Annotated in this window: 26 protein-coding genes; 11 read left to right on the top strand and 15 right to left on the bottom strand. The window is 68.5% G+C overall.

Features of this window, described 5'->3' with window-relative positions:
- Nucleotides 1–122 precede the first annotated feature (122 nt).
- From mgtE to J2X52_RS07650, 4 genes are all read left to right on the top strand, one after another.
- Nucleotides 123–1,484 carry a magnesium transporter gene (mgtE, locus tag J2X52_RS07665; protein WP_310151014.1) on the top strand — a complete coding sequence of 454 codons (1,362 nt, stop codon included), beginning with the start codon at nt 123–125 and terminating at the stop codon, nt 1,482–1,484.
- 10 nt (nt 1,485–1,494) lie between these two features.
- A complete protein-coding gene (locus tag J2X52_RS07660) occupies nt 1,495–2,139 on the top strand; it encodes a DUF1294 domain-containing protein (RefSeq protein WP_310151013.1) in 645 nt (214 codons plus the stop codon).
- 18 nt (nt 2,140–2,157) lie between these two features.
- Nucleotides 2,158–2,997 carry a prolyl oligopeptidase family serine peptidase gene (locus J2X52_RS07655; RefSeq protein ID WP_310151010.1) on the top strand — a complete coding sequence of 280 codons (840 nt, stop codon included), beginning with the start codon at nt 2,158–2,160 and terminating at the stop codon, nt 2,995–2,997.
- Between the two features lie 95 nt (nt 2,998–3,092).
- A complete protein-coding gene (locus tag J2X52_RS07650; protein ID WP_310151006.1) occupies nt 3,093–3,920 on the top strand; it encodes a prolyl oligopeptidase family serine peptidase in 828 nt (275 codons plus the stop codon).
- Nucleotides 3,921–3,926: 6 nt separating this feature from the next.
- Here J2X52_RS07650 and J2X52_RS07645 read toward each other — a convergent pair whose 3' ends face one another.
- The 5 genes from J2X52_RS07645 to J2X52_RS07625 form a co-directional block, all read right to left on the bottom strand.
- Entirely contained in the window at nt 3,927–5,321 is a 1,395-nt protein-coding gene (locus J2X52_RS07645; protein ID WP_310151003.1) for an amino acid permease, read from the bottom strand.
- A 57-nt stretch (nt 5,322–5,378) separates the two neighbouring features.
- Nucleotides 5,379–6,320, bottom strand: coding sequence for an aspartate carbamoyltransferase catalytic subunit (locus J2X52_RS07640; protein ID WP_310151001.1), 942 nt, complete (start codon nt 6,318–6,320; stop codon nt 5,379–5,381).
- Nucleotides 6,321–6,510: 190 nt separating this feature from the next.
- The gene (gene ruvX / locus J2X52_RS07635) at nt 6,511–6,981 is read right to left on the bottom strand and encodes a Holliday junction resolvase RuvX (RefSeq protein ID WP_310150999.1); all 471 of its coding nucleotides are present in this window, start codon (nt 6,979–6,981) and stop codon (nt 6,511–6,513) included.
- Nucleotides 6,978–7,532 (bottom strand): YqgE/AlgH family protein, encoded by a 555-nt coding sequence (locus tag J2X52_RS07630; protein WP_310150996.1) that lies wholly within the window; start codon nt 7,530–7,532, stop codon nt 6,978–6,980. The genes ruvX and J2X52_RS07630 overlap by 4 nt, the downstream gene beginning before the upstream one ends.
- A 109-nt stretch (nt 7,533–7,641) precedes the next feature.
- On the bottom strand, nt 7,642–8,097 hold the full coding sequence (locus tag J2X52_RS07625; protein WP_310150994.1) for a peptidylprolyl isomerase: 456 nt from the start codon (nt 8,095–8,097) through the stop codon (nt 7,642–7,644).
- 108 nt (nt 8,098–8,205) lie between these two features.
- Here J2X52_RS07625 and J2X52_RS07620 point away from each other — a divergent pair, with 108 nt between their 5' ends.
- The 3 genes from J2X52_RS07620 to J2X52_RS07610 all read left to right on the top strand — a co-directional run bounded on the left by J2X52_RS07620 (nt 8,206) and on the right by J2X52_RS07610 (nt 9,712).
- The gene (locus tag J2X52_RS07620; protein WP_310151228.1) at nt 8,206–8,742 is read left to right on the top strand and encodes a DNA-3-methyladenine glycosylase I; all 537 of its coding nucleotides are present in this window, start codon (nt 8,206–8,208) and stop codon (nt 8,740–8,742) included.
- Entirely contained in the window at nt 8,739–9,080 is a 342-nt protein-coding gene (locus J2X52_RS07615; protein ID WP_310150991.1) for a hypothetical protein, read from the top strand. Before J2X52_RS07620 ends, J2X52_RS07615 begins: the two co-directional genes overlap by 4 nt.
- A gap of 68 nt (nt 9,081–9,148) precedes the next feature.
- The gene (locus tag J2X52_RS07610; RefSeq protein ID WP_310150988.1) at nt 9,149–9,712 is read left to right on the top strand and encodes a hypothetical protein; all 564 of its coding nucleotides are present in this window, start codon (nt 9,149–9,151) and stop codon (nt 9,710–9,712) included.
- Nucleotides 9,713–9,777: 65 nt separating this feature from the next.
- Here the strand turns inward: J2X52_RS07610 and J2X52_RS07605 are convergent, their stop codons facing one another.
- The 4 genes from J2X52_RS07605 to J2X52_RS07590 form a co-directional block, all read right to left on the bottom strand.
- A complete protein-coding gene (locus tag J2X52_RS07605) occupies nt 9,778–10,404 on the bottom strand; it encodes a superoxide dismutase (protein WP_310150985.1) in 627 nt (208 codons plus the stop codon).
- Nucleotides 10,405–10,568: 164 nt separating this feature from the next.
- Nucleotides 10,569–11,348 carry a M48 family metallopeptidase gene (locus J2X52_RS07600; protein WP_310150982.1) on the bottom strand — a complete coding sequence of 260 codons (780 nt, stop codon included), beginning with the start codon at nt 11,346–11,348 and terminating at the stop codon, nt 10,569–10,571.
- A gap of 106 nt (nt 11,349–11,454) precedes the next feature.
- The gene (locus J2X52_RS07595; protein ID WP_310150980.1) at nt 11,455–12,585 is read right to left on the bottom strand and encodes a PilT/PilU family type 4a pilus ATPase; all 1,131 of its coding nucleotides are present in this window, start codon (nt 12,583–12,585) and stop codon (nt 11,455–11,457) included.
- Nucleotides 12,586–12,710: 125 nt separating this feature from the next.
- On the bottom strand, nt 12,711–13,748 hold the full coding sequence (locus J2X52_RS07590; protein ID WP_232137070.1) for a type IV pilus twitching motility protein PilT: 1,038 nt from the start codon (nt 13,746–13,748) through the stop codon (nt 12,711–12,713).
- Between the two features lie 181 nt (nt 13,749–13,929).
- On the opposite strand from J2X52_RS07590, the gene J2X52_RS07585 reads away from it, so the two are divergent.
- Genes J2X52_RS07585 through J2X52_RS07575 form a run of 3 tightly spaced genes read left to right on the top strand, consistent with a single transcriptional unit; the run spans nt 13,930 to nt 15,945 of the window.
- Nucleotides 13,930–14,583, top strand: coding sequence for a YggS family pyridoxal phosphate-dependent enzyme (locus tag J2X52_RS07585; protein WP_310151226.1), 654 nt, complete (start codon nt 13,930–13,932; stop codon nt 14,581–14,583).
- A gap of 56 nt (nt 14,584–14,639) precedes the next feature.
- Nucleotides 14,640–15,479 (top strand): pyrroline-5-carboxylate reductase, encoded by an 840-nt coding sequence (proC, locus tag J2X52_RS07580; protein WP_310150974.1) that lies wholly within the window; start codon nt 14,640–14,642, stop codon nt 15,477–15,479.
- A complete protein-coding gene (locus J2X52_RS07575) occupies nt 15,472–15,945 on the top strand; it encodes a DUF4426 domain-containing protein (protein WP_310150971.1) in 474 nt (157 codons plus the stop codon). Before proC ends, J2X52_RS07575 begins: the two co-directional genes overlap by 8 nt.
- A 10-nt stretch (nt 15,946–15,955) precedes the next feature.
- On the opposite strand, the gene J2X52_RS07570 is transcribed toward J2X52_RS07575, so the two are convergent.
- The 5 genes from J2X52_RS07570 to pdxH all read right to left on the bottom strand — a co-directional run bounded on the left by J2X52_RS07570 (nt 15,956) and on the right by pdxH (nt 18,802).
- The gene (locus tag J2X52_RS07570; RefSeq protein ID WP_310150969.1) at nt 15,956–16,276 is read right to left on the bottom strand and encodes an SMR family transporter; all 321 of its coding nucleotides are present in this window, start codon (nt 16,274–16,276) and stop codon (nt 15,956–15,958) included.
- Nucleotides 16,273–16,641: a multidrug efflux SMR transporter gene (locus J2X52_RS07565; RefSeq protein WP_310150967.1), complete on the bottom strand. Its 369-nt coding sequence runs from the start codon at nt 16,639–16,641 to the stop codon at nt 16,273–16,275. Before J2X52_RS07565 ends, J2X52_RS07570 begins: the two co-directional genes overlap by 4 nt.
- Nucleotides 16,641–17,258 (bottom strand): NAD(P)-dependent oxidoreductase, encoded by a 618-nt coding sequence (locus J2X52_RS07560; RefSeq protein WP_310150963.1) that lies wholly within the window; start codon nt 17,256–17,258, stop codon nt 16,641–16,643. The genes J2X52_RS07565 and J2X52_RS07560 overlap by 1 nt, the downstream gene beginning before the upstream one ends.
- A gap of 138 nt (nt 17,259–17,396) precedes the next feature.
- Nucleotides 17,397–18,197, bottom strand: coding sequence for a cobalamin-binding protein (locus tag J2X52_RS07555; RefSeq protein ID WP_310150960.1), 801 nt, complete (start codon nt 18,195–18,197; stop codon nt 17,397–17,399).
- On the bottom strand, nt 18,194–18,802 hold the full coding sequence (pdxH, locus tag J2X52_RS07550) for a pyridoxamine 5'-phosphate oxidase (protein WP_310150957.1): 609 nt from the start codon (nt 18,800–18,802) through the stop codon (nt 18,194–18,196). The genes J2X52_RS07555 and pdxH overlap by 4 nt, the downstream gene beginning before the upstream one ends.
- Before the next feature lie 76 nt (nt 18,803–18,878).
- Here pdxH and J2X52_RS07545 point away from each other — a divergent pair, with 76 nt between their 5' ends.
- Nucleotides 18,879–19,688 (top strand): kinase, encoded by an 810-nt coding sequence (locus J2X52_RS07545; RefSeq protein ID WP_310150955.1) that lies wholly within the window; start codon nt 18,879–18,881, stop codon nt 19,686–19,688.
- Between the two features lie 146 nt (nt 19,689–19,834).
- Here the strand turns inward: J2X52_RS07545 and gltX are convergent, their stop codons facing one another.
- A complete protein-coding gene (gltX, locus tag J2X52_RS07540; protein ID WP_310150952.1) occupies nt 19,835–21,247 on the bottom strand; it encodes a glutamate--tRNA ligase in 1,413 nt (470 codons plus the stop codon).
- Nucleotides 21,248–21,325 lie beyond the last annotated feature (78 nt).

The raw sequence follows: 21,325 nt of genomic DNA, 5'->3' as shown, positions 1-21,325 counted from the left end.
AGCGCACCTGCGATCCGGCATGCGGACGATGGCGCAGGACATCCGCTTTCCCGGATAATGCCGCGATGCACACCTGACCCCCTGTCGCGCCGAGACTGTCGCGACGCGCAACGGAGCTCTCCATGGCCGAAGCCGTCCGCCCCGACAAGACCGCGCGTCAGCTGCGTCTGTTGTCCGATGCGCTCGACAGCGGTCGACTCGGACCGGTGCGCCGGCTGGTCAATACGCTCGCACCGGCCGAGATCGGCAACCTCCTCGAATCGCTGCCGCACGACAAGCGCATGGTCGTGTGGGGCCTGGTCGATCCCGAAGACGACGGCGAGGTGCTGGTCCACGTCGGCGACGAGGTGCGCGAAAGCCTCATCGCGGACATGGATGCCGACGAGCTCGTCGCCGCGGTCGAGGATCTCGACATCGACGACCTCGCCGATCTCGTCGAGGACCTGCCCGATGCGGTGATCGACGAAGTGCTGCGGGCGATGGATCGCGAGAATCGCGAGCGCTTGGAACAGGTGCTCTCCTACCCCGAGGACACCGCCGGCCGCCTGATGAATCCCGATGTCGTCACGGTGCGCGCGGACACGACCGTCGACGTGGTGTTGCGCTTCCTGCGCCTGCGCGGCGAACTGCCCGAGCACACCGATCACCTGTACGTCGTCAACCGCCGCCATCAGCTGGCGGGCTGGGTCGCGCTGCAGGATCTGGTCACGCGCGAACCCGGCACGCCGATCAACAAGCTGATCGACGACGAGCTCGATTCGATCCATGTCGGCGAATCTGCCGAGCAGGTCGCGCGCCAGTTCTCCGACAACGACTGGGTCTCGGCGCCGGTCGTCGACGACGGCAACATCCTGCTCGGCCGCATCACGGTCGACGACGTGATCGACATCATCCGCGAGCAAGCCGAGCACCAGGCGCTGTCCGCCGCCGGTCTCGACGAAGACGAGGATCTGTTCTCGCCGATCAAGCGCGCCGTGCGCGGTCGCGTGGTGTGGCTGGGCATCAACCTGTGCACCGCGTTCCTGGCCGCGTTCGTCATCGGCCGCTTCGAAGCGACGATCGAGCAGATCGTCGCGCTCGCGGTGTTGATGCCGATCGTCGCCGGCATCGGCGGCAATGCCGCGGTGCAGGTGCTCACGCTGATGGTGCGCGGCATCGCGCTAGGCCAGGTCGGCGCGAGCAATGCGCGCATCCTGTTGTGGAAAGAGTTACGCGTCGCACTGATCAACGGCCTGTTGATCGGCAGTCTGGTCGGCCTCGTCGCGCTGGTGTGGTTCCACGACTGGGTGTTGTCACTGGTGATTTTCGCCGCCCTGGTGATCAACTTCTGCTCGGCCGCACTCGCCGGCACCTTGCTGCCGCTGCTGCTCAAGCGCATGGGCGTCGATCCCGCTGTCGCCGGCACCGTCGTCGTCACCGCGGTCACCGATATCGTGGGGTTCTTCAGCTTCCTCGGCCTTGCCACCGCGATCATGCTGCGCTGAGGCGACGACGATGCGCGCACGCGCCGGATTCGGCCGGATCGAACGCTGGGACGACGCGCGCGGCTTCGGTTTCATCACGCCCGAGGACGCCGCTGCCGGTGATCCGGATCGCGTCTTCTTCCATGTCCGCGATTTCGACCGCAGCGGCGCACGGCCCGACGTCGGCACACGCGTGCGCTATACGCCGCAGCAGCAGGCCGATGGACGCTGGCGCGCGGTGCACGTGGCCGCGGTCGGCTCAACGCAGACACCACGCACTGCGCGCGCCGCGTCGAAGCCCCGCGATGCGCGTGCGCCGGCATCTACACCTGCAGGCGGTACGCGCGGCCCGCTGATCGCGATCGTCATCTGGTGCGCGCTGCTCGGTGCCGGGGTCGTCTCCCGACGCCTGCCGCACCTTGCGCTCGCCGCGCTGGCCGGATTCAATGTCCTGACTGCAGCCGCCTATGCGTTCGACAAACACGCCGCGCAGCGCGGCCGCTGGCGCACGCCCGAGGCGCATCTGCATCTGCTCGAACTGCTCGGCGGCTGGCCCGCCGCAGGACTCGCGCAGCAGCTGCTGCGCCACAAACGCGCCAAGCCCGCCTACCGTAAGGTGTTCCTCGCGATGGTCGTCCTGCACCTGCTGGCGCTGGGCCTGTGGACCTTCGCCTGACCCATACGGAGTGAGCGCATGTCCAGTACCGCCCGACGCCAATTGCTGCGCGGCCTCGCCCTTGCCGGCGGCGCTGCCATGCTGTCGAGCTGCGTAAGCGCCCTTCCCTCCTCGACGACGTCACCCGGCAGATTCGTGCGGCGCGAGCTGACCTCGAACGGCCGCCGCTACGCCTACCAGGTCTTCGTGCCGTCGGCGCAACTGCCGCGTCCATTGCCGGCAGTGCTGTTCCTGCACGGCTCGGGCGAGCGCGGCGACGATGGGCAGAAGCAGATCCAGGCCGGCCTCGGTCCGTACGTACGCGCGCATGCAGCGGATTTCCCGGCGCTGGTGGTGTTTCCACAGATCCCCGACGACATGGAATGGACGGATCGGGGCGGACCGATCGCGCTCGCGGCGCTCGACTTGGCGCGTCAGGCGTTCGAAGTGGATCCCGACCGGATCTATCTGAGTGGCATCTCCATGGGCGGGTACGGCACTTGGGAGCTGGCGCTGCAACGACCGGATACGTTCGCGGCTCTGGTGCCCATTTGCGGAGGTATCACGGTCGACTGGGATGATCCGAGTCCGGGCCTGCGCGCGCATAGCGTGGCTGGCGCAGCGGATCCTTTCGCCGCTACAGCGGCGCGCCTGCGCGGGATGCCGACCTGGATCTTCCACGGCGGCAGGGACGATGTCGTGCCCCCGCGACAATCGCGCCGCATGGCCAATGCACTGACGGCTGCAGGCGCGCGCGACGTGCGCTACACCGAGTTCCCCGATGCCGATCACAACAGCTGGGATGCGGCCTATCGGAGCGAAGCACTCTGGCAATGGCTGTTCGCGCAACGTCGAACCGGAGCACGCGCTGTAGGCTGATAGCGCCGGGCGCTGGCCGGGCATCCAGTCCGACCATTCACGGCGTCGCACGCGAACTTCCATAATCCGTTCAATCAAATCATTGGAGACGCGCGATGCATCAGCCCGATTCTCATACGCGCCGCCGCCTGCTGCGCGGCCTCGCCCTTGCCGGCGGCGCTGCCATGTTGGCGGGCTGCGTAAGCGCCCTCCCCTCTTCCACCACGTCACCCGGCAGCTTCGTGCGCCGCGAGCTGACCTCGAACGGGCGCCGCTACGCGTACCAGGTCTTCGTACCGTCGGCACAGCTACCGCGTCCGTTGCCGGTGGTGCTGTTCCTGCACGGCTCCGGCGAACGCGGCGACGATGGCGAGAAGCAGATCCAGGCCGGACTCGGGCCGTACGTGCGCGCGCATGCGGCGGATTTCCCGGCGCTGGTGGTGTTTCCGCAGTCGCCAGAAAGCGAGTCCTGGGAAGGCGACACCGCGACGATGGCACTGGCGACACTCGATGCGGCAACCGACGAGTTCGACGGCGACCGCAGGCGGACTTCGCTGACGGGCATGTCGCGTGGCGGCTACGGCACCTGGTCGCTGGCGCTGCGTGAGCCGGCACGCTTCGCCGCGCTGGTCCCCGTGTGCGGCGGCATCACCCCGCCCGGCACGCGGCCCGATCTGGACACCTTGTATGTCGAGTCCACGCAATCCGCGGCCGATCCGTTCGCCGATGCCGCGCGTCAGCTGCGCGCGATTCCGAGCTGGATCTTCCACGGCGCGCTCGACGACGTCGTGCCGCCGGAACAATCGCGCCGCATGCACGCCGCGCTGCGCGATGCCGGCGCCGACGTGCGCTACACCGAATTCCCAGACGCCAACCACAACAGCTGGGATGCGGCCTATCGCACCGAGGCGCTGTGGCCTTGGTTGTTCGCGCAGCGGCGCTGAGGCGCCTCAGCCTGCCGGCGGCGCCCGTCGCAGGCGCTGCGCGAGCGCGTTGAGTCCGGCGATGGCCAGCGTCAGCGCGGCCATCGACAGGAACTGCGCGCGCGTGTCGGGCGATGCGATCAGCATCGCGAAAATCACCGCGAGCACCGCCAACGCGGCGAGCGTCGGCACAGGGAACGCACGCATCCGGAACGGCAACGGCGTGTGCGCGCGATCCGCGCGGCGGCGCAGGATGAACTGCGAGATCAATGCGAGCGTCCAGACCAGCAGGCAGGTCGCCCCGACGACACTCAGCAGCAGCGGCAACACCCGCTGCGGAAATGCGAGTTCCAGCGCGGCCGCGGCAAAACCGAAGCTCACGCTGGCGAAGACCGCCGCGATCGGTACATTGCGGCGGTCGCTGCGGCCGAGCATCGCCGGCGCATCGCCGCGGCGACCGAGCGACCAGATCATCCTCGACGCGCCATAGAGATTGGCGTTGAGCGCCGACAGCAGCGCGATTACCGCGACCAACGTGATCGCGGTCGCCGCGCCGGGAATCCGCGCAATCTCCAGCACCGCGGCAAATGGTGACGCCAGCGCCGGGCTGTTCCACGGCACCACCGCAACGATCACCGCGATCGAGCCGAGATAGAACACGAGAATGCGCCAGGCGACGGTGCGGATTGCACGCGCGAGGCTTTTCGCCGGGTCGCTGGTTTCCGCCGCCGCGATCGCGACGATCTCGGTACCACCGAAGGCGAACACCACGACCAGCAGCGCCGCGCCGATGCCGGCCCAGCCACGTGGCGCGAAGCCGTCGGGGCCCAGCAGGTTCGACAGGCCCGGCGAGACCACCGCCGGCAGCCAGCCGGCGACCAGCGCCACGCCGATCGCGATGAACGCCAGGATCGCCAGGACCTTGAGGATTGCGAACCAGAATTCGAACTCACCGAAGTTGCGCACGCCCAGCAGGTTGATCGCCGTGAACAGCACCATGAAACACAAGGCGAGGCCGGGCACCGACAACGATGGCCAGATCGAGGCCAGCAATCCGGCCGCACCGACCGCTTCGGCGGCGATCACGATCACCACCTGCAGCCACCACAACCAACCGACGGTCGCGCCGGCGACCGGGCCCATCGCGTCGGCGGCGTAGACCGAGAACGCGCCACTGGCCGGCTTGGCGGCAGCCATCTCGCCCAGCGCGTGCATCACCACGATCACCAGTGCGCCGGCGATCATGTAGGACACCAGGACCGCGGGGCCGGCGGTCTGGATACCGACGCCGGACCCGAGAAACAGGCCGGCGCCGATCGCGCTGCCCAGCCCCATCATCACCAGCTGGCGCGGGGTCAGCGCAAGCGCGGGCCTTGCGGCGGCCTGCGCCGGCAGGGAGGCATCGGGATCGTATGCGGACATCATCTGGGCGCGGCTCGGGGACGCCGCACGATACCGGAATCGCGAAGGTCTGGCCGCTCAGCCGAGCAGCGTCTCCAGCACCGCCATGCGCGCAGCGACGCCATTGGCGACCTGTCGCAGGATCAGCGATTGGGGGCCGTCGGCCACATCGTCATCAATCTCGACCCCACGGTTCATCGGGCCGGGATGCAAGACGACCGCGTCGCGCGCGGCGCGGCGCAAGCGTCGCGCATCGAGGCCGTAGTCGCGGTGGTAGTCCTCGAGCGAATCGACCAGCCCTTCGGCCATGCGCTCGCGCTGCAGGCGCAGCATCATCACCGCGTCGACGCCTTCAAGCGCGGCATCGAAATCGTGCGAGATCGTGCAGCCGGCGAGCAACGCAGCGTCCGGAAGCAACGATGCCGGTCCGCAGACGCGGATCTCGCCGGCGCCGAGCGTGCGCAGTGCATGCAGATCGCTGCGCGCAACGCGCGAGTGGCGGACATCGCCGACGATCACGACCTTGAGCCCCGAAAAGTCGCCGCCTTTCGCCTGGCGCAGGGTCAGCATGTCGAGCAGGCCCTGGGTCGGATGCGCGCTGCGTCCATCGCCGGCGTTGATGAGCGCGGTGTCCGGCGCGGCAGCCGCGGCGAGCGCGGCCACGGCACCGTCATCCGAATGCCGCACGACGAAGCCCCGCACGCCCATCGCCTCGATGTTGCGGAAGGTGTCGAGCGCGGTCTCGCCTTTGGTCGTCGACGAGGTGGAGGCGTCGAAGCCGAGCACGTCGGCGCCGAGGCGCTGGGCGGCGCGCTGGAAGCTCAGACGCGTACGCGTCGAAGGTTCGAAGAACAACGTGCACACCGCGATGCCGGCCAGCCGTGCATTGACCTCCCCGGCATCGACCATCGTCTGCGCCCGGTCGAGCAGGCCTTCGAGCGTCGTACGCGGCAGCCCCTCGAGCGTCAGCAGATGGCGCAGGCGGCCGGTCGCGTCGATCTGGGCATCAGGAGCGGACATCATCGCGGTACACAGGCAGCGGCGGGAGCGACATTGTCCCGCAGCGACGCGGATGCGGCGAGTGCCGTGTGGAGCGGCTGCGGTGCGCGGCCGGAACGAGGCGATTGTCAAACGGCTGGGCAGTACCTGCAGTTCGCGCGCCGAGCCCCGTAGCGCACACGGATCCGCGGCCGACCGCCGCGGGCCGGCCTCAGACCGGTATGCCGTCGCCAGGCGCTGCCAGCCAACGCTCGACGATCACCGCGGCCGCCACCGCATCGAGCGCCGCCGCATCGCGACGCTTGCGGCGACCTTCCGCGCGATCGAGCGCGAAGCGCTGCGCGGCTTCGATCGAGCTGGCGCGCTCGTCCACCAGCACCACGGGCAACCGGTAACGCACGCGCAGTTCGCGCGCGAACGCATGCGCGCGCGCCCGGGCCGGCTGATCGCCGCCTTCGAGCGTCAGCGGATCGCCGACGATCATGCCGTCGGGCCGCCACTCCTTCTGCAAGCGGTCGACCGCCTGCCAGTCGATCTGCTCACCATGCACGTCGATCACCGCGAGCGCGCGCGCGCCGTGGCCGAATGCGCTGCCGACCGCCACGCCGATCCGGCGCGAGCCGACATCGAAGCCGAGCACCGTGCCATCGCGGCGGATCGCGGGGGGCGCGGGATCGCTCATGCGCGTCCGCTGTGGCTGGCGACATGCATCATGTCGACGCCGATGCGCCCGGCGGCGGCCTGCCAGCGCGCGTCGAGGGGAGTGTTGAAGATCAATTGCGGGTCGGCTGGCACGGTCAGCCAGCTGTGCTCGGTGAGTTCGCGCTCCAGCTGGCCCTTGCCCCAGCCGGCGCAGCCGAGCGCCAGGGTCGCGTGTTCGGGACCTTCGCCGGCCGCCATCGCCTCGAGCACATCGCGCGATGTGGTCACGTGCAGGCCCTCGCCGATCTCCAGACTCGAATCCCAGCCACCCGGGCCGTCATGCAGCACGAAGCCGCGCTCGGGATGCACGGGGCCGCCTGCCAGGACGCGGTGGTCGCGCAGGCGCTCGTCACGCAGCGTGATGTGCATCTGGTCCAGCAGCTCGCCGAAGGTGTACTCCGACGGACGATTGATCACCACGCCCATCGCGCCGTCTTCATCGTGCTGGCAGATGAGCGCGACGGCACGCGTGAAGTGGGCATCCTGCAGCGCAGGCAGCGCGACCAGCATGTGGTTGGCGAAGAACGACATGCGCCCATTCTAGCCAACCGGGTGTACGCAGGCTGCCGAGGTGTGTTCGCGAGCCCGCACCGGGAGTGAATGACGCCAGGAATCGCGTCCGCGCAGCAGGCGCTGCCGACTAGAGCCCGAACTGCAGCTCGTCGGGTGTCGCGACCCGCACGCCGACGACTTCCACTTCGGCGCGCAAGGTGCGTCCGGCCAGCGGGTTGTTGCCGTCGACGGTGATCTGGCTGTCGTCGAGCGCGGTGACGATCACGTCCAGCGGCCCCTTCTCGGTCTGCGCGCGCAGCTTCTCGCCAACCGCGGGCGTCGCGCTGCCGTTGAACATCGTGCGCGGCAGCGTCTGCACCAGACTGTCGTGGCGCGGACCGAATCCGCGCTCGGGCGGGATGTCCACGGTGAAGTGCTCACCAGCCTTCTTGCCTTCGAGGGCTTCTTCCAGCCCGACGATGATCGAGCCGTTGCCGTGCATGTAGACCAGCGGATCGTGACCGCGGGTGCTGGTGATGCGCTGGCCGCTGTCGTCGGACAGGGTGAAGTGCACGGTGGCAACGCGGCGGTGGGCGATTTCCATCGACGGATCCGGCAAGGGCGACGCCGCATGGTGACCCGCGGTGCGTGGAAGCCGCAACCCGGGTCGCACCCGATGGCGGCGCCTGCCCACGCGCCCTATGCTGCGTGGATGAGCGGCTACTGCGACATCGCCCCCGGCCATCCGGTCCACGGCCCCTACCACGACACCGAGTACGGCTTCCCGCAGCGCGAGGAATGCGTGCTGTTCGAACGCCTGCTGCTGGAGATCAACCAGGCCGGCCTGAGCTGGGAAACCATCCTGCGCAAGCGGAGCGGCTTCCGCGCGGCCTACGACGGCTTCGACGTCGACACGGTCGCCGCCTATGGCGAAGCGGATCGCGCGCGCCTGCTCGGCGACGCCTCGATCATCCGCAACCGGCTCAAGGTGGATGCGGCGATCCACAACGCGCAAGTGATCCAGGGCCTGCGTGACTCCCATGGGGGGTTCGTCGAATGGCTGGACGCGCATGCGACCGAAAACGGCGCGCCGCGGGACAAGGCCTCGTGGGTCAAGCTGTTCAAGAAGACCTTCCGCTTCACCGGCGGCGAGATCACTGGCGAATTCCTGATGAGCCTGGGCTACCTCCCCGGCGCGCACCGGCCGGACTGCCCGGTGGCGGTCGCGCTTCGACGCGCCGCGCAATGAGCCCCGCGGGATTGCGTGCGCTGCTGATCGCGGCGCTCGCCCTCTTGCCCGCCACGGCACTGGGCGCCGAGCAGCCCGTCGACAGGCTGCGTCAGGCGATCCTGGACGCCGCCGCCACCGGTTCGGCCGATCCTGTGGAGGCCGTCGTCTCGACCCTCCGGTATGGGGAGGGCATCGAGATCGAGGTCACCCTGGAAGACGAACATGGCGAGCCGCTGGCAGACTGTCTGCCGCGCAACGCCCGGCCCGCCGGCGCGATCTCGACAGCGACGGCCGTCTCGACCTCGTCCGCGACACCTATGTCGGTGGCACCGGACTGTTCTCGCAGATCGAGCTGATCCGTCAGGGACCGGACGGCTTCGCGCGCCCGCTGACGGCGCTCGACGATGCCGACGCGCGCGACCACATGACGTTCTCGATCAACGGCCGGGGCGGCGACCAGGCATTCGACCTCATCGCCCTCGATGGCCGCGTCCTGGTCGTCTATCGCGACAGCGTCTACGCCGAGGACACGATCACCCTCGCCCGTCCTTTCGCCGGTCCCACGGCGCAGGACGTGGTGCGCGTGCGCTATGCGTTGCGCCATCGCGTCGCGCCGCAGCCGGCGGACACGGCGTACCCACCGGCACTCCTCGCGGCGGTCGGCCGGGGCCTTGCTGGACTCGCGCAGCACCCCGGCACGGCCGCCGCGTGTCCCGAGCGCGCGGGCGACGCGCCCAGGCCATGGCACGGCGCCGGGCATTACACCTTCGAATACGCGGCAGCGTTTCCCGTGCGCTACAACGGCCACTGCGTGGAGGTCGCCGTGGTCAACCTCCTGAGCAGTTACCGCGCACCCGGCGGCCAGAGCTGCTGTATGGCTTGGGTGCACGACCGGCAGGGCACGCAAATCGCCGAAATCGCGCTCGCGACGGAGCGTCGCGTGCTGGCAGTCGATCGCATCCCGGCACCCGAAGACGCCCTCCGCTGAACGCAGAAAGCAGAACGCCCGCCGGTGTGAGCGGCGGGCGTTGCAGGTGTCTCAATGGCGCTGGATCAGCCGGCGACAGCGGCCTGGTAACGACGCTCGACCTCGTTCCAGTCGACCACGTTATAGAACGCGGCGATGTAGTCGGGGCGACGGTTCTGGTAGTTCAGGTAATACGCGTGTTCCCAGACGTCAAGGCCGAGGATCGGGGTATTGCCCGAGCCGATGCCCTTCATCAGGGGGTTGTCCTGGTTGGCGCTGCTTTCGACCTTGAGCGTGCCCGCCTTGTCGACCGACAGCCAGGCCCAGCCGCTGCCGAAGCGCGTCAGTGCGGCCTTGGTGAAAGCCTCCTTGAACGCGTCGAAACCGCCGAGATCGCTGTCGATGTGCTTGGCGACATCGCCGACCGGGTTGCCGCCGCCCTTGGGCGACATCACCGTCCAGAACAGCGAGTGGTTGGCATGGCCGCCGGCGTTGTTGCGCAGCGGGCCGCGCTTGTCTTCCGGCAACGCATCGAGATCGGCGATCAGGTCTTCTGCCGACGTGTCCGCCCACTGCGTGCCTTCCAGCGCTGCATTGGCGTTGTTGATGTAGGTCTGGTGATGCTTGGTGTGATGGATTTCCATCGTCTTGGCATCGATGTGCGGCTCGAGCGCGTCGTACGCGTAGCCCAGCTCGGGGAGGGTGTAGGCCATCAGCGATCTCCTTCAGGAATGAATGCGTGCCATTGTCTCCCTTACGGGATCAAATTGGCGGCAAGGCAGCGTCACGATACCGCTGCGACGTGACGGTCTTGGGCAACACAGCGTTGCGCTGTGCCCAATCGCGACGCCCGGCGGACGCGGGCGTCGCGCGGAACTCAGCGGAGCTGCGACTGGATGCGGCGCGCGCGGCTGGCGGGATCCGGATGACTGGACAGCATGTCGGCCTTCTGGCCGCCGTCGTCGAGCTTCTGCAACGCAGTCACCGCGGCCTGCGGCTCGAAACCGCCCCGCTGCAACAGTCCCAGACCGTAACCGTCGGATTCCAGTTCGTTGGACTGCGAGTGCTGGGCCTTGACCACCGACTCCACCAGCCCGCCCAGTTCGGACGATGCCAGAGCACCCGCGACGTTGTCGGCACTGGCCACGCCTTTGCGTGCAGCCTGCGCGAGATAGGCGGTGCGGAAACGCGCCTTGCTGTGGCCGTGCTTGACGTGGCCGATCTCGTGGCCGATGACAAAACGCAGTTCGTCATCGTCCAGTGTGTCCATCAGGCCGCTGTAGACCCGAACAGAACCATCGGGTAGAGCGAACGCGTTGATCTCCGGCGTCTTGTAGACCTTGAAATTCAGCGACAGACCCGCGTCGTTTTCCCAGCCCGAGACAAGTCTCGCAAGGCGCTGCGCGTACGGATCGTTCGCTGCGGCAACCGTATTCTCGGCGTCGTAGGCGGCGGCCGCCTCTGCGCCCAGCGCGGCGACCTCGGCATCGGTGAGGCTCAGGCCTTTGAGCGCATCGCTGCCGACATCGAGCACCGTCTGGGCCTTGCCCCCACCGAGGCCACGCATGCGCTCGAGCGCACTCTGTGCGTGGGCAGCCGGCAGTACAACCGCAATCAGCGCGGTGGCGAGGAGGCAACGGGTTACTGTCTTCGTCATGGATCGTCCTTTTTGTGTGGGTATCGCGTCCGACTCCGCCGCCTGACGGCAGCCGACGTGGAGGATAGCCGTCGAACCGATCCGGTGACGCGCCGTGTGGGGGGAGTCAGCGGACCTCGGCCACCTCGACGCCGTCCAGACCCTGCGACAGCGTGCGCGCATCGCCACCCTGGGCGAGCTTGATGCGCAGCCGCACCTCGTTCGCGGAGTCGGCGTAACGCAGCGCGTCCTCGTAGGAGATCTCGCCCGCTTGGTAGAGCTCGAACAGCGCCTGGTCGAAGGTCTTCATGCCCAGGTTGGTCGATTCCTTCATGACCTCCTTGAGCTTGTGGATCTCGCCTTCGCGGATGTAGTCCTGCACCAGCGGCGTGCCGAGCATGATTTCCATCGCCACGCGCCGGCTCTTGCCGTCGGGGGTCGGGATCAGCTGCTGCGCGACCACGCCCTTGAGATTCAACGACAGATCCATCAGCAGCTGGTTGCGGCGGTCTTCGGGGAAGAAGTTGATGATGCGGTCCATCGCCTGGTTGGCGTTGTTCGCATGCAGCGTGCACAGCACCAGATGCCCGGTTTCGGCGAACGCGATCGCATGGTCCATGCCCTCGCGCGTGCGCACCTCGCCGATCATGATCACGTCCGGCGCTTGGCGCAGGGTGTTCTTCAGCGCCGCGTCCCAGCTGTCGGTATCGATGCCGACCTCGCGCTGCGTGATGATGCAGCCGGCGTGCTTGTGCACGAATTCGATCGGGTCTTCGATCGTGATGATGTGGCCGGTCGAGTTCTGGTTGCGGTAGCCGATCATCGCCGCGAGCGACGTGGATTTACCCGTGCCGGTGGCGCCGACGAAGATGATGATGCCGCGCTTGGTCATCGCCAGCGTCTTGATGATCGGCGGCAGGTTGAGCTCTTCGATGCTCGGGATGTGGGTCTCGATCCGCCGCAGCACCATGCCGACCTGGTTGCGCTGGTAGAAGCACGAGATGCGGAAGCGGCCGACGCCCGAGACGCCGATCGCGAAGTTGCACTCGTGGGTCTTCTCGAATTCCTCGCGCTGCGGCGGGGTCATCACGTTGAGCACCAGATCGCGCGCCTGCTGCGGCGTCAGCGGGTTCTGGGTGATCGGCGAGATCTTGCCGTGTACCTTGATCGACGGCGGCATGCCGGCGGTGATGAACAGGTCCGAGGCCTTCTGGTGGGCCATCAGCTTGAGGAACGAGGTGAAGTCGATGCTGCTCATGGGTGGCTCCGTTGGAGCCGGGATCCGGGATTGGGGATTGGGGATTCGAAAGAACGAATCCATCCCGATCGCGAGCCCTGGCTTTTTCTAATCCCGAATCCCGAATTCCAAATCCCCGCGTCTGCTCACTCGAACAGACGCTTGTCCTTGGCGTATTCCTTCGCGGCCGGGCGCGTGATCAGGCCGCGCTTGACCAGATCCTGCAGGTGCTGGTCGAGCGTCTGCATGCCGTACTGCTGGCCGGTCTGGATGGCCGAATACATCTGCGCGACCTTGTCCTCGCGAATCAGGTTCCGGATCGCCGGGATGCCGGTCATGATTTCCCAGGCCGCGGTACGGCCACCGCCGACCTTCTTCAGCAGCGACTGCGAGATCACCGCGCGCAAGCTTTCAGACAGCATCGAGCGCACCATCGGCTTTTCGCCCGACGGGAACACGTCGATGATGCGGTCGATGGTCTTGGCCGCGCTGGAGGTGTGCAGCGTGCCGAACACCAGGTGACCGGTTTCCGCGGCGGTGAGCGCCAGGCGGATGGTTTCGAGGTCGCGCAACTCGCCGACCAGAATGTAGTCAGGGTCTTCGCGCAGCGCCGAGCGCAGCGCTTCGTTGAAGCCGTGGGTGTCACGGTGCACTTCGCGCTGGTTGATCAGGCACTTCTGCGAGGTGTGCACGAATTCGATCGGATCCTCGACGGAGAGGATGTGCGCGTATTCGTTCTTGTTGATGTGGTCGATCATCGCCGCGAGCGTGGTCGACTTGCCCGAACCGGTCGGACCGGTCACCAGGATCAGACCCTGCGGCTGGTCGATCAGCTGGCGGAAGATCGGCGGACAGTTCAGGTCCTCGAGCGTCAGCACTTCCGACGGAATCGTGCGGAACACGGCGCCAGCGCCGCGGTTCTGGTTGAACGCGTTGACGCGGAAGCGGGCCAGACCCGGAATCTCAAACGAGAAGTCGACCTCGAGGAACTCTTCGAAGTCGCGGCGCTGCTTGTCCGACATGATGTCGTAGATCAGCGCGTGCACCTGCTTGTGCTCGAGCGCGGGGATGTTGATGCGGCGCACGTCGCCGTCGACGCGGATCATCGGCGGCAGTCCTGCGGACAGATGCAGGTCCGACGCCTTGTTCTTGACCGAGAACGCCAACAGTTCGGCGATATCCATGCAACACCCCTTGATGATGATCCGCGCAGGGCGCGCAACGAGCCTTCCCGGCTGGCGCCTCCCTGTCCCCGGCGGCAGTATAGACCGGTATTCCCCGCGCAAAACCAGCGCACCCACACTGCCCCGGACGCCCCCGTTGCCCGTGACTTCGACCCCTGCCAGTGCCGCCCTCGACGCCGTGATGTCGCGGATCCACAACGCGGACCGCGCCGCTGCGCGGCCAGTGCAGGCGCGCCTGCTGGCGGTCTCCAAGTTCCATTCGGCCGAGGCCATCGCCGCGCTCACCAACGCCGGCCAGCGCGCGTTCGGCGAGAACTACGTGCAGGAGGCCGCCGGCAAGATCGAAGCCTTGGCCGGTCTGGGCCTGGAGTGGCATCTGATCGGCCATCTGCAGTCGAACAAGGCCAAACAGGCCGCCGAGCTGTTCGACTGGGTGCAGACCGTGGACCGGATGAAACTCGTCGACGCGCTGGCTGCGCACCGCCCGGCTGCGCGCGGCGCGCTGAACGTGCTGGTCCAGGTCAACATCGACGACGAGTCCAGCAAGCACGGGTGCGCGCCGTCCGAGGTGCCCGCACTGGTCGCGGCGATCCGTGCCGCGCCGAGCCTGCGCTTGCGCGGACTGATGGCGATTCCCGCCCCGCATGCCGAGCCCGAACGCCGGCGCGATGCCTTCGCGCGGATGCGCCGGCTGTTCGACACCGTGGCCGGGCAGGACCCAGCCATCGACACGCTGTCGATGGGCATGAGCGACGACCTGGAACTGGCGATCCAGGAAGGCGCGACGATGGTGCGCGTCGGCTCAGCCTTGTTCGGCGCGCGCCCGGCGCGCTGACCGGTACCACGCAGACGGTCGGCTACCATCGACGCGTTCCCGACTGCGAAGCCGCCATGACCGATACCCACGACACCCCTGCCGCACCCATCGTTTTCATCGGTGGCGGCAACATGGCGCGCAGCCTGATCGGCGGCCTGGTCGCGCGCGGCGGCGACGCCGCATCGGTGCGCGTCGTCGATCCCAACGCCGACAGCCGCGATGCGCTCGCCCGCGACTTCGGCGTGCACACGTTCGCCGACGCGGCGCAGGCCGTGGACGGCGCTGCGACCTGGGTGCTGGCGACCAAGCCGCAGGTGCTGCGCGGGGTCTGTGAATCGCTGGCCGACCTGGCCCAGGCCACGCGGCCGCTGGTGCTGTCGATCGCGGCAGGCATCACCGCGACCCAGCTCGACCGCTGGCTGGGCGGCGGCGTGCCGGTGGTGCGCACGATGCCCAACACGCCTGCCCTGCTCGGCGCCGGTGTGACCGGCCTGTTCGCGAATGCGCGCGTCGACGATGCCGGACGCGCACGCGCGCAGGCGCTCCTGGAGAGCGCGGGCGAGACCGTGTGGATCGATGACGAGGCGCGGATGGACGCGGTGACCGCGGTATCGGGCAGCGGCCCGGCCTACATCTTCCTGCTCGCCGAAGCCATGGAAGACGCTGCGATCGCGCAGGGCCTGCCGGCGAAAGATGCCCGCACGCTGGTGCTGCAGACCGTGCTCGGCGCGGCGCGGATGCTGGTCGAGTCCGACGAGGCGCCGTCCGAACTGCGCCGTCGCGTCACCTCGCCGGGTGGCACCACCCAGGCGGCGATCGAGACCTTCGAAGCCGGCGGGCTGCGCGCGCTGGTGGCGGACGCGATCGCCAACGCCGCGCGTCGCGGCGGCGAACTGTCGGCTGCCAATGACTGAGATCACGCGCGCGCTGTGCCTCGCCGGACTCGCGTTGCTCGCGACCGCCTGCGGACAAGCGCCCTCCAACGAAGCGGACGCACAGACCAGCGCGCAGAACGCGGCGATGCCCGCGCAGACGATGCTCGGCGATGCCGAAGTGATGGCGAGCGTGGTACCGGCCGCGCACATGGGCGCGGCGGTCGCGCGGCGCTATGCGATCGAGCCGGCACGCGACCGGGCGCTGGTGCTGGTCAGCGTGCAACGCGGCGACGTGTCGGTGCCGGTGCAGATCACCGGCGATGCGCGCGACCTGCGCGGCGTGCGCCAGACGCTGACCTTCGATGCCGTCGATCTCGACGGCCTGGTCGAACATGTCGCCGTCGCGCGCGTCAGCGGCCCGGACACGCTGCGTCTCGACCTGCAGATCACCGCCGAAGACGGTGCCCGCACCACGCTGCGCTTCAATCGCGACATCCCGCGCTGACGACGCGGGCTCAGCCGATCAGCTTGAGCCCGACCACCGCTGCCAGCACCAGCGCGACGCAGAACAGCCGCAGCGGCCGCGCCGATTCGCCGTAGCGCAGGATACCGACGACCACCGCGCCCACCGTGCCGATGCCGACCCAGACCGCGTAGGCGATCGCGATCGACATGCCGCTCTTGAGGCCCAGCGACAGCAGGCCGAAGCTCACGCCGAAACACGCCACCAGCCGCGCATAGGCCAGCGCACCCGGCCGCTGCTTGATCGCGTTCATCGCGATCACGCCGGCCACTTCCGCCAGGCCGGCCGCGAACACGAAAAGCCAGCCGGTCATGGCGACTTCTCCACGTCGGGCCCCGGCGCGAGGGGCGTCACCAGCTTCAGACCGATGACGCCGACGATCAGCACGGCGATCAACGCGATCTTCGCCGGCTGCACCGGCTCGCCGAACCACACGGTCTCGGCGATCACCGACGCCGCGGCGCCGAGACCGCAGAACACGGCATAGACCGAACCGACCGGCAGGAAGCGGATCGCGCGCATCAGCAGCGCGAAGTTCAGCGCGATCGCGCCGATCGTCAGCGCCCAGCCCAGTGGCGTGGTCGCCGCTTTGAGCCCGACTACCCAGACCGTCTCGATCAGACCGCCGGCGAATACCAGCGCCCAGTAGCGGCCGGTACCGCGTCCCGCCGTTGCCATCAGTAAGCCACGCTGAAACGCTCGCGCACGTGGGCGGGGTGCTCGATCTCGTCGGCGAAGGCGATCGCGTAGTCCTCCATCGAGACCGCGCTGTTGCCATCGGCATCCGCCAGCAAGGCATCGCCACCGATGCGGAACGTACCGGTGCGCGTGCCGGGCTCGAACACCGCCCCGGGCGAGACGAAGGTCCAGTCGACATCGTCGACGCCGCGCAGGGTGTCGAGGAACGCGCGGCCCGCGCCGGCTTCGGGCCTGTAAGCCTCGGGAAAGTCCGGCGTGTCGATCAGCGCCACGCCCGGCGCGACTTCGAGGCTGCCTGCGCCGCCGACGACCAGCAGGCGGCGCACGCCGGCCTGACGCACGGCATCGAGCAGCACATCGGCCGTCGGGCCACCGTCGAACCGCATTGCGCTGACGACGGCATCGTGCCCCTCCAGCAATGGCGCAATCGCCTCGGCACGTGCCGCATCGGCCGAAAGCAGGGTCAGACCGGCCTGGGCCGGGATATCGGCGGTATTGCGGGCGATGCCGGTCACGCGATGGCCACGGGCCAGCAGTTCGCTGGCGATACGCGAGCCCGCGCGTCCGGTGATGCCGAGAAGAGCGATGCGCTGCATGGGACTGCACCTGCGGTGTGGGGAGGCGCCATGCTAGGCGTCTGCTGGCGCAGGTGGGGGCACGAGCCCGCAACCCACTGTTCCGGGTGCCGGTGCGAGGGACGGGAGCGATGCTGCCCTCGACGCGCTGGACGGGCCTCAGTCGTGCCGCTGGGCCCAGGCCTGCACGATGTGGGCGATCGCAGCCACGCCGTCGGTCAGTGCAGCCGGGCCCGGCTGCAGGATCAGCGGCGATTTGATCTCGTGCAGTTCGCCGTCGCGCACCGCCGGAATCGCATCCCAGCCCGGACGCGAGGCGACGCGTTCGGGACGGAATTTCTTGCCACACCACGAGCCGAGAATGATGTCGGGCGCGCGGGCGATCACCGGATCGCCATTGGCGAGGATGCGCGCCTTCGCCAACGGCTCGATCGACAGTTCCGGGAACACGTCGTCGCCACCGGCAATGCGCACCAGTTCGGCGACCCAGCGGATGCCGGTGATGATCGGTTCGTCCCATTCCTCGAAGTACACGCGCGGGCGTCGGGACAGCCGCGCGCTCTGCGTTTCGATCGCATCCAGCCCGCGGCGCAGATCATCCGCGTAGGCGTCGGCGCGCGCCGCGCAGCCGACCAGCGCACCCAGCCGACGCACGTAGTCGACGATGCCGTCGACGCTGCGGTGATTGCTGATCCACACCTCGACGCCACGGCGCACGAGTTCAGCGGCGATATCGGCCTGGATGTCGGAGAACCCGACGACGAAATCCGGTTCGAGCTTGAGGATCTCGTCGATTTTCGCGCTGGTGAACGCGCTGACCTTCGGCTTCTCCTTGCGCGCCTGCGGCGGACGCACGGTGAAGCCGCTGATGCCGACGATGCGGTCCTGCTCACCGAGCGCGTACAGGACTTCGGTCGGCTCCTCGGTCAGGCAGACGATCCGGCGCGGACCGCTCGTCACGGATACAACATCCGCTTGCGGCAATCGCCGGCGCAGTCGCATTCGTAGAGCCAGCGCTCGTGCAGGCGGTATTCGGCGCCGTACCAGAATTCGACGCGATCGGGCCGCACGCGCAGTCCCGACCAGCGCGGCGGGCGCGGCACGTCGCGACCTTCGAACTCGTGTTCAAGATCGACGAGTCGTTGTTCGAACGCCTCGCGATTCTCGAGTTCCTCGGATTGCTTGGACGCCCATGCGCCCAGCTGGCTGCCGCGCGGCCGGGAGGCGAAATACGCATCCGCTTCGTCGTCGGCGACGATCACCACCGGCCCCTCGATCCGCACCTGCACGCCCTTGCGCACCCGCGGCCAGTGGAACAGCAGCGCCGCGTGTGGATTCTCCTGCAGCTCGCGACCCTTGCGGCCATCGAGATGCGTGTAGAACACGAAGCCGCGGTCGTCCCAGGCCTTCAGCAGCACCGTGCGCGCCGACGGCCGGCCGTCGAGCGCGGCGGTGGCGACGGTCATCGCGGTGCGATCGGGTTCGCCGGCGGCCTGCGCCTCGTCGAACAGCGTGGCGAAGGTGTCGAGGGCTTCGGACAGCAGGGTGGTGGTCGCAGTGGTCATGCGTCGATGATCGCCGCAGCCCGCCGCGATGTCGAACCGCGGCGCAGCACACGCAGGCCGCGCTATCGTTCCCCCGATGAACGCCGCACCGTCCTCGCCCTGGCCCGACGCCCTCGTCGACACCCTGCTCGCCGACCTGCAGCCCGGTGGCGCGCCGCAGGTGCTCGGCATCAGCGGCCTGCAGGGCACCGGCAAATCCACCCTGGCCGCGCAGGTGATGCATGCCGCCGAAGCACGCGGTCTGCGCGCCGCCGTCCTTTCGCTCGACGATCTCTATCTGGATCGCGACGCCCGCCAGGCGCTTGCGCGCGAGGTGCATCCGCTGCTCGCGACCCGCGGGCCGCCCGGCACCCACGAAATCGCGCTGGGTCTGGCCGCATTTGACGCGGCGCGCACCGGCAAGCAGATGCGTCTGCCGCGCTTCGACAAACTCGGCGACCGCCGCGTGCCGGAAACTGACTGGCCGACGGTCGACGGCCTCGACCTGCTGTTGTTCGAAGGCTGGTGCGTCGGCACCCCGCCCGAGCCCGCGACCGCGCTCGTTGAACCGGTCAACGCACTCGAACGCGACGAAGACCCCGCCGGCACCTGGCGCCGCTGGTGCAACACCGCCCTCGCCCGCGACTACCCGGCCCTGTGGGCCGGCCTCGACCGGCTGCTGTTCCTGCAGCCGCCGGGTTTTGACGTGGTGTTCGACTGGCGCCTGCAGCAGGAACAGGCGTTGCAGGCTGCCCAGCCCGGTCGCGGCGGCATGGATGCGAGCGCCGTCGCACGGTTCGTGCAGCACTACGAGCGGGTGAGCCGGCAGGCGTTGCGGTCCTTGCCGACGCTGGCGGACACGGTGGTCACCTTGGATGCCAGGCGGCGGATCGTAACCGCGCACTGAGGCGCCGGCGCCTGTGTGAGCCCGGCCGGACCGCGGCGATGATCGGCCAAGACGATCGTTCCAGCCCATGCAAGCGGGGCTTATTGACCACGATGCCAGGACGCGGCGACGGGCGCCCGTCGCGCGGACCCGATGGCGACGCGGCCTCAGGCGGGGTCGGCCTCCGGAATCATCCCGATCGCCACATCGATCCGCGCGAGCGCTGCCTCGCGCCCCGCCAGATACACCGTATGCCCGATGTCCGGACTGACCTGGGTCCCGGTGATCGCGACGCGCAGCGGCTGCGCAACCTTGCCCATGCCCAGCTCCAGCGTCTCGACGGTTGCTCGGAACGCGGCGTCGATCGCGTCAACGTTCCAGTCCGGCAGCGCGGCGAAGCGCGCGCGGACATCGGTCAGCGGTGCGCGGGCTTCGGCCTTCAGGTGCTTGGCGACCGCCTTCTCGTCGTAGGCCGCGATCGGGCGATACCAGACCGCCGCACGCTCGGACATTTCCTTGAGCGTCTGCACGCGGTCGCGTAGCGCGATGACGACATCGGCCGGCGCCGGACCTCCCGACAGGTCGTACCCGTCATTGCGGAGATGCCATTCCAGATGCGCGGCGACCGCGGCCGGGTCGTCGGACTTCAGGTACTGCTGGTTGAGCCAGCCGAGCTTGGCCATGTCCAGACGCGCGGCCTTGGCGTTAACGTCCTTGAGGTCGAACAGCTGCTGCATCTCGGGGATCGAGAAGATCTCCTGATCGCCATGCGACCAGCCCAGGCGCACCAGGTAGTTCAGCAGCGCGTGCGGCAGGTAGCCGGCGTCGCGGTACTGCATGACATCGGCGGCGCCGGTGCGCTTGGAGAGCTTGGCGCCCTGCTCGTCGAGGATCATCGGCAGATGCGAGAACGCCGGCACGTCGGCGCCGAGCGCGCGGTAGATGTTGATCTGCCGCGGGGTGTTGTTGACGTGGTCGTCCCCGCGCACGACATCGGTGATGCCCATGTCCAGATCGTCGACGACGACCGCGAAGTTGTAGGTCGCGTATCCGTCTGGGCGGAAGATCACTAGGTCGTCGAGTTCGCTGTTGGCGATCTCGATGCGACCCTTGACCTTGTCCTCCCAGACCACCGTGCCGTCGAGCGGATTCTTCAGCCGGATGACGCGGTTGGGGTCGTCGCGCTTCGGCGCGTTGCGCTCGCGATACGCGCCGTTGTAGCGCGGCTTGTCGCCCGCGGCCATCGCGGCCTCGCGCATCGCGTCGAGTTCGGCCTTCGACTCGTAGGCGTAATACGCCTTGCCGGCCGCGACCAGTTGCTCGGCGACTTCGGCGTAGCGGTCCAGCCGGTGGGTCTGGTAAATCGGGCCCTCGTCGTAGCCCAGGCCCAGCCACTCCATCGCTTCGAGGATCGCGTCGATCGCGGCCTGGGTGCTGCGCTCGCGGTCGGTGTCCTCGATGCGCAGCACGAACTCGCCGCCGCGACGCCGCGCCTCTAGCCAGCAGTACAGCGCGGTGCGCGCGCCGCCGATGTGCAGGTAGCCGGTGGGACTGGGGGCGAAACGGGTGCGGCAGGACATGCGCGGAACTCGGCGTGGGGACAGTGCGCATTCTAACCGGCGCGTCCGGCCGGCCCCGGCGGCCGGATTACAATGGCG

Origin of the sequence: Luteimonas sp. 3794 (genome assembly GCF_031456825.1) — a bacterium.
Lineage (GTDB): Bacteria > Pseudomonadota > Gammaproteobacteria > Xanthomonadales > Xanthomonadaceae > Luteimonas.
The sequence above is the reverse complement of the archived record's forward strand: the minus strand, read 5'-3'. Positions and strand labels throughout refer to the sequence as shown.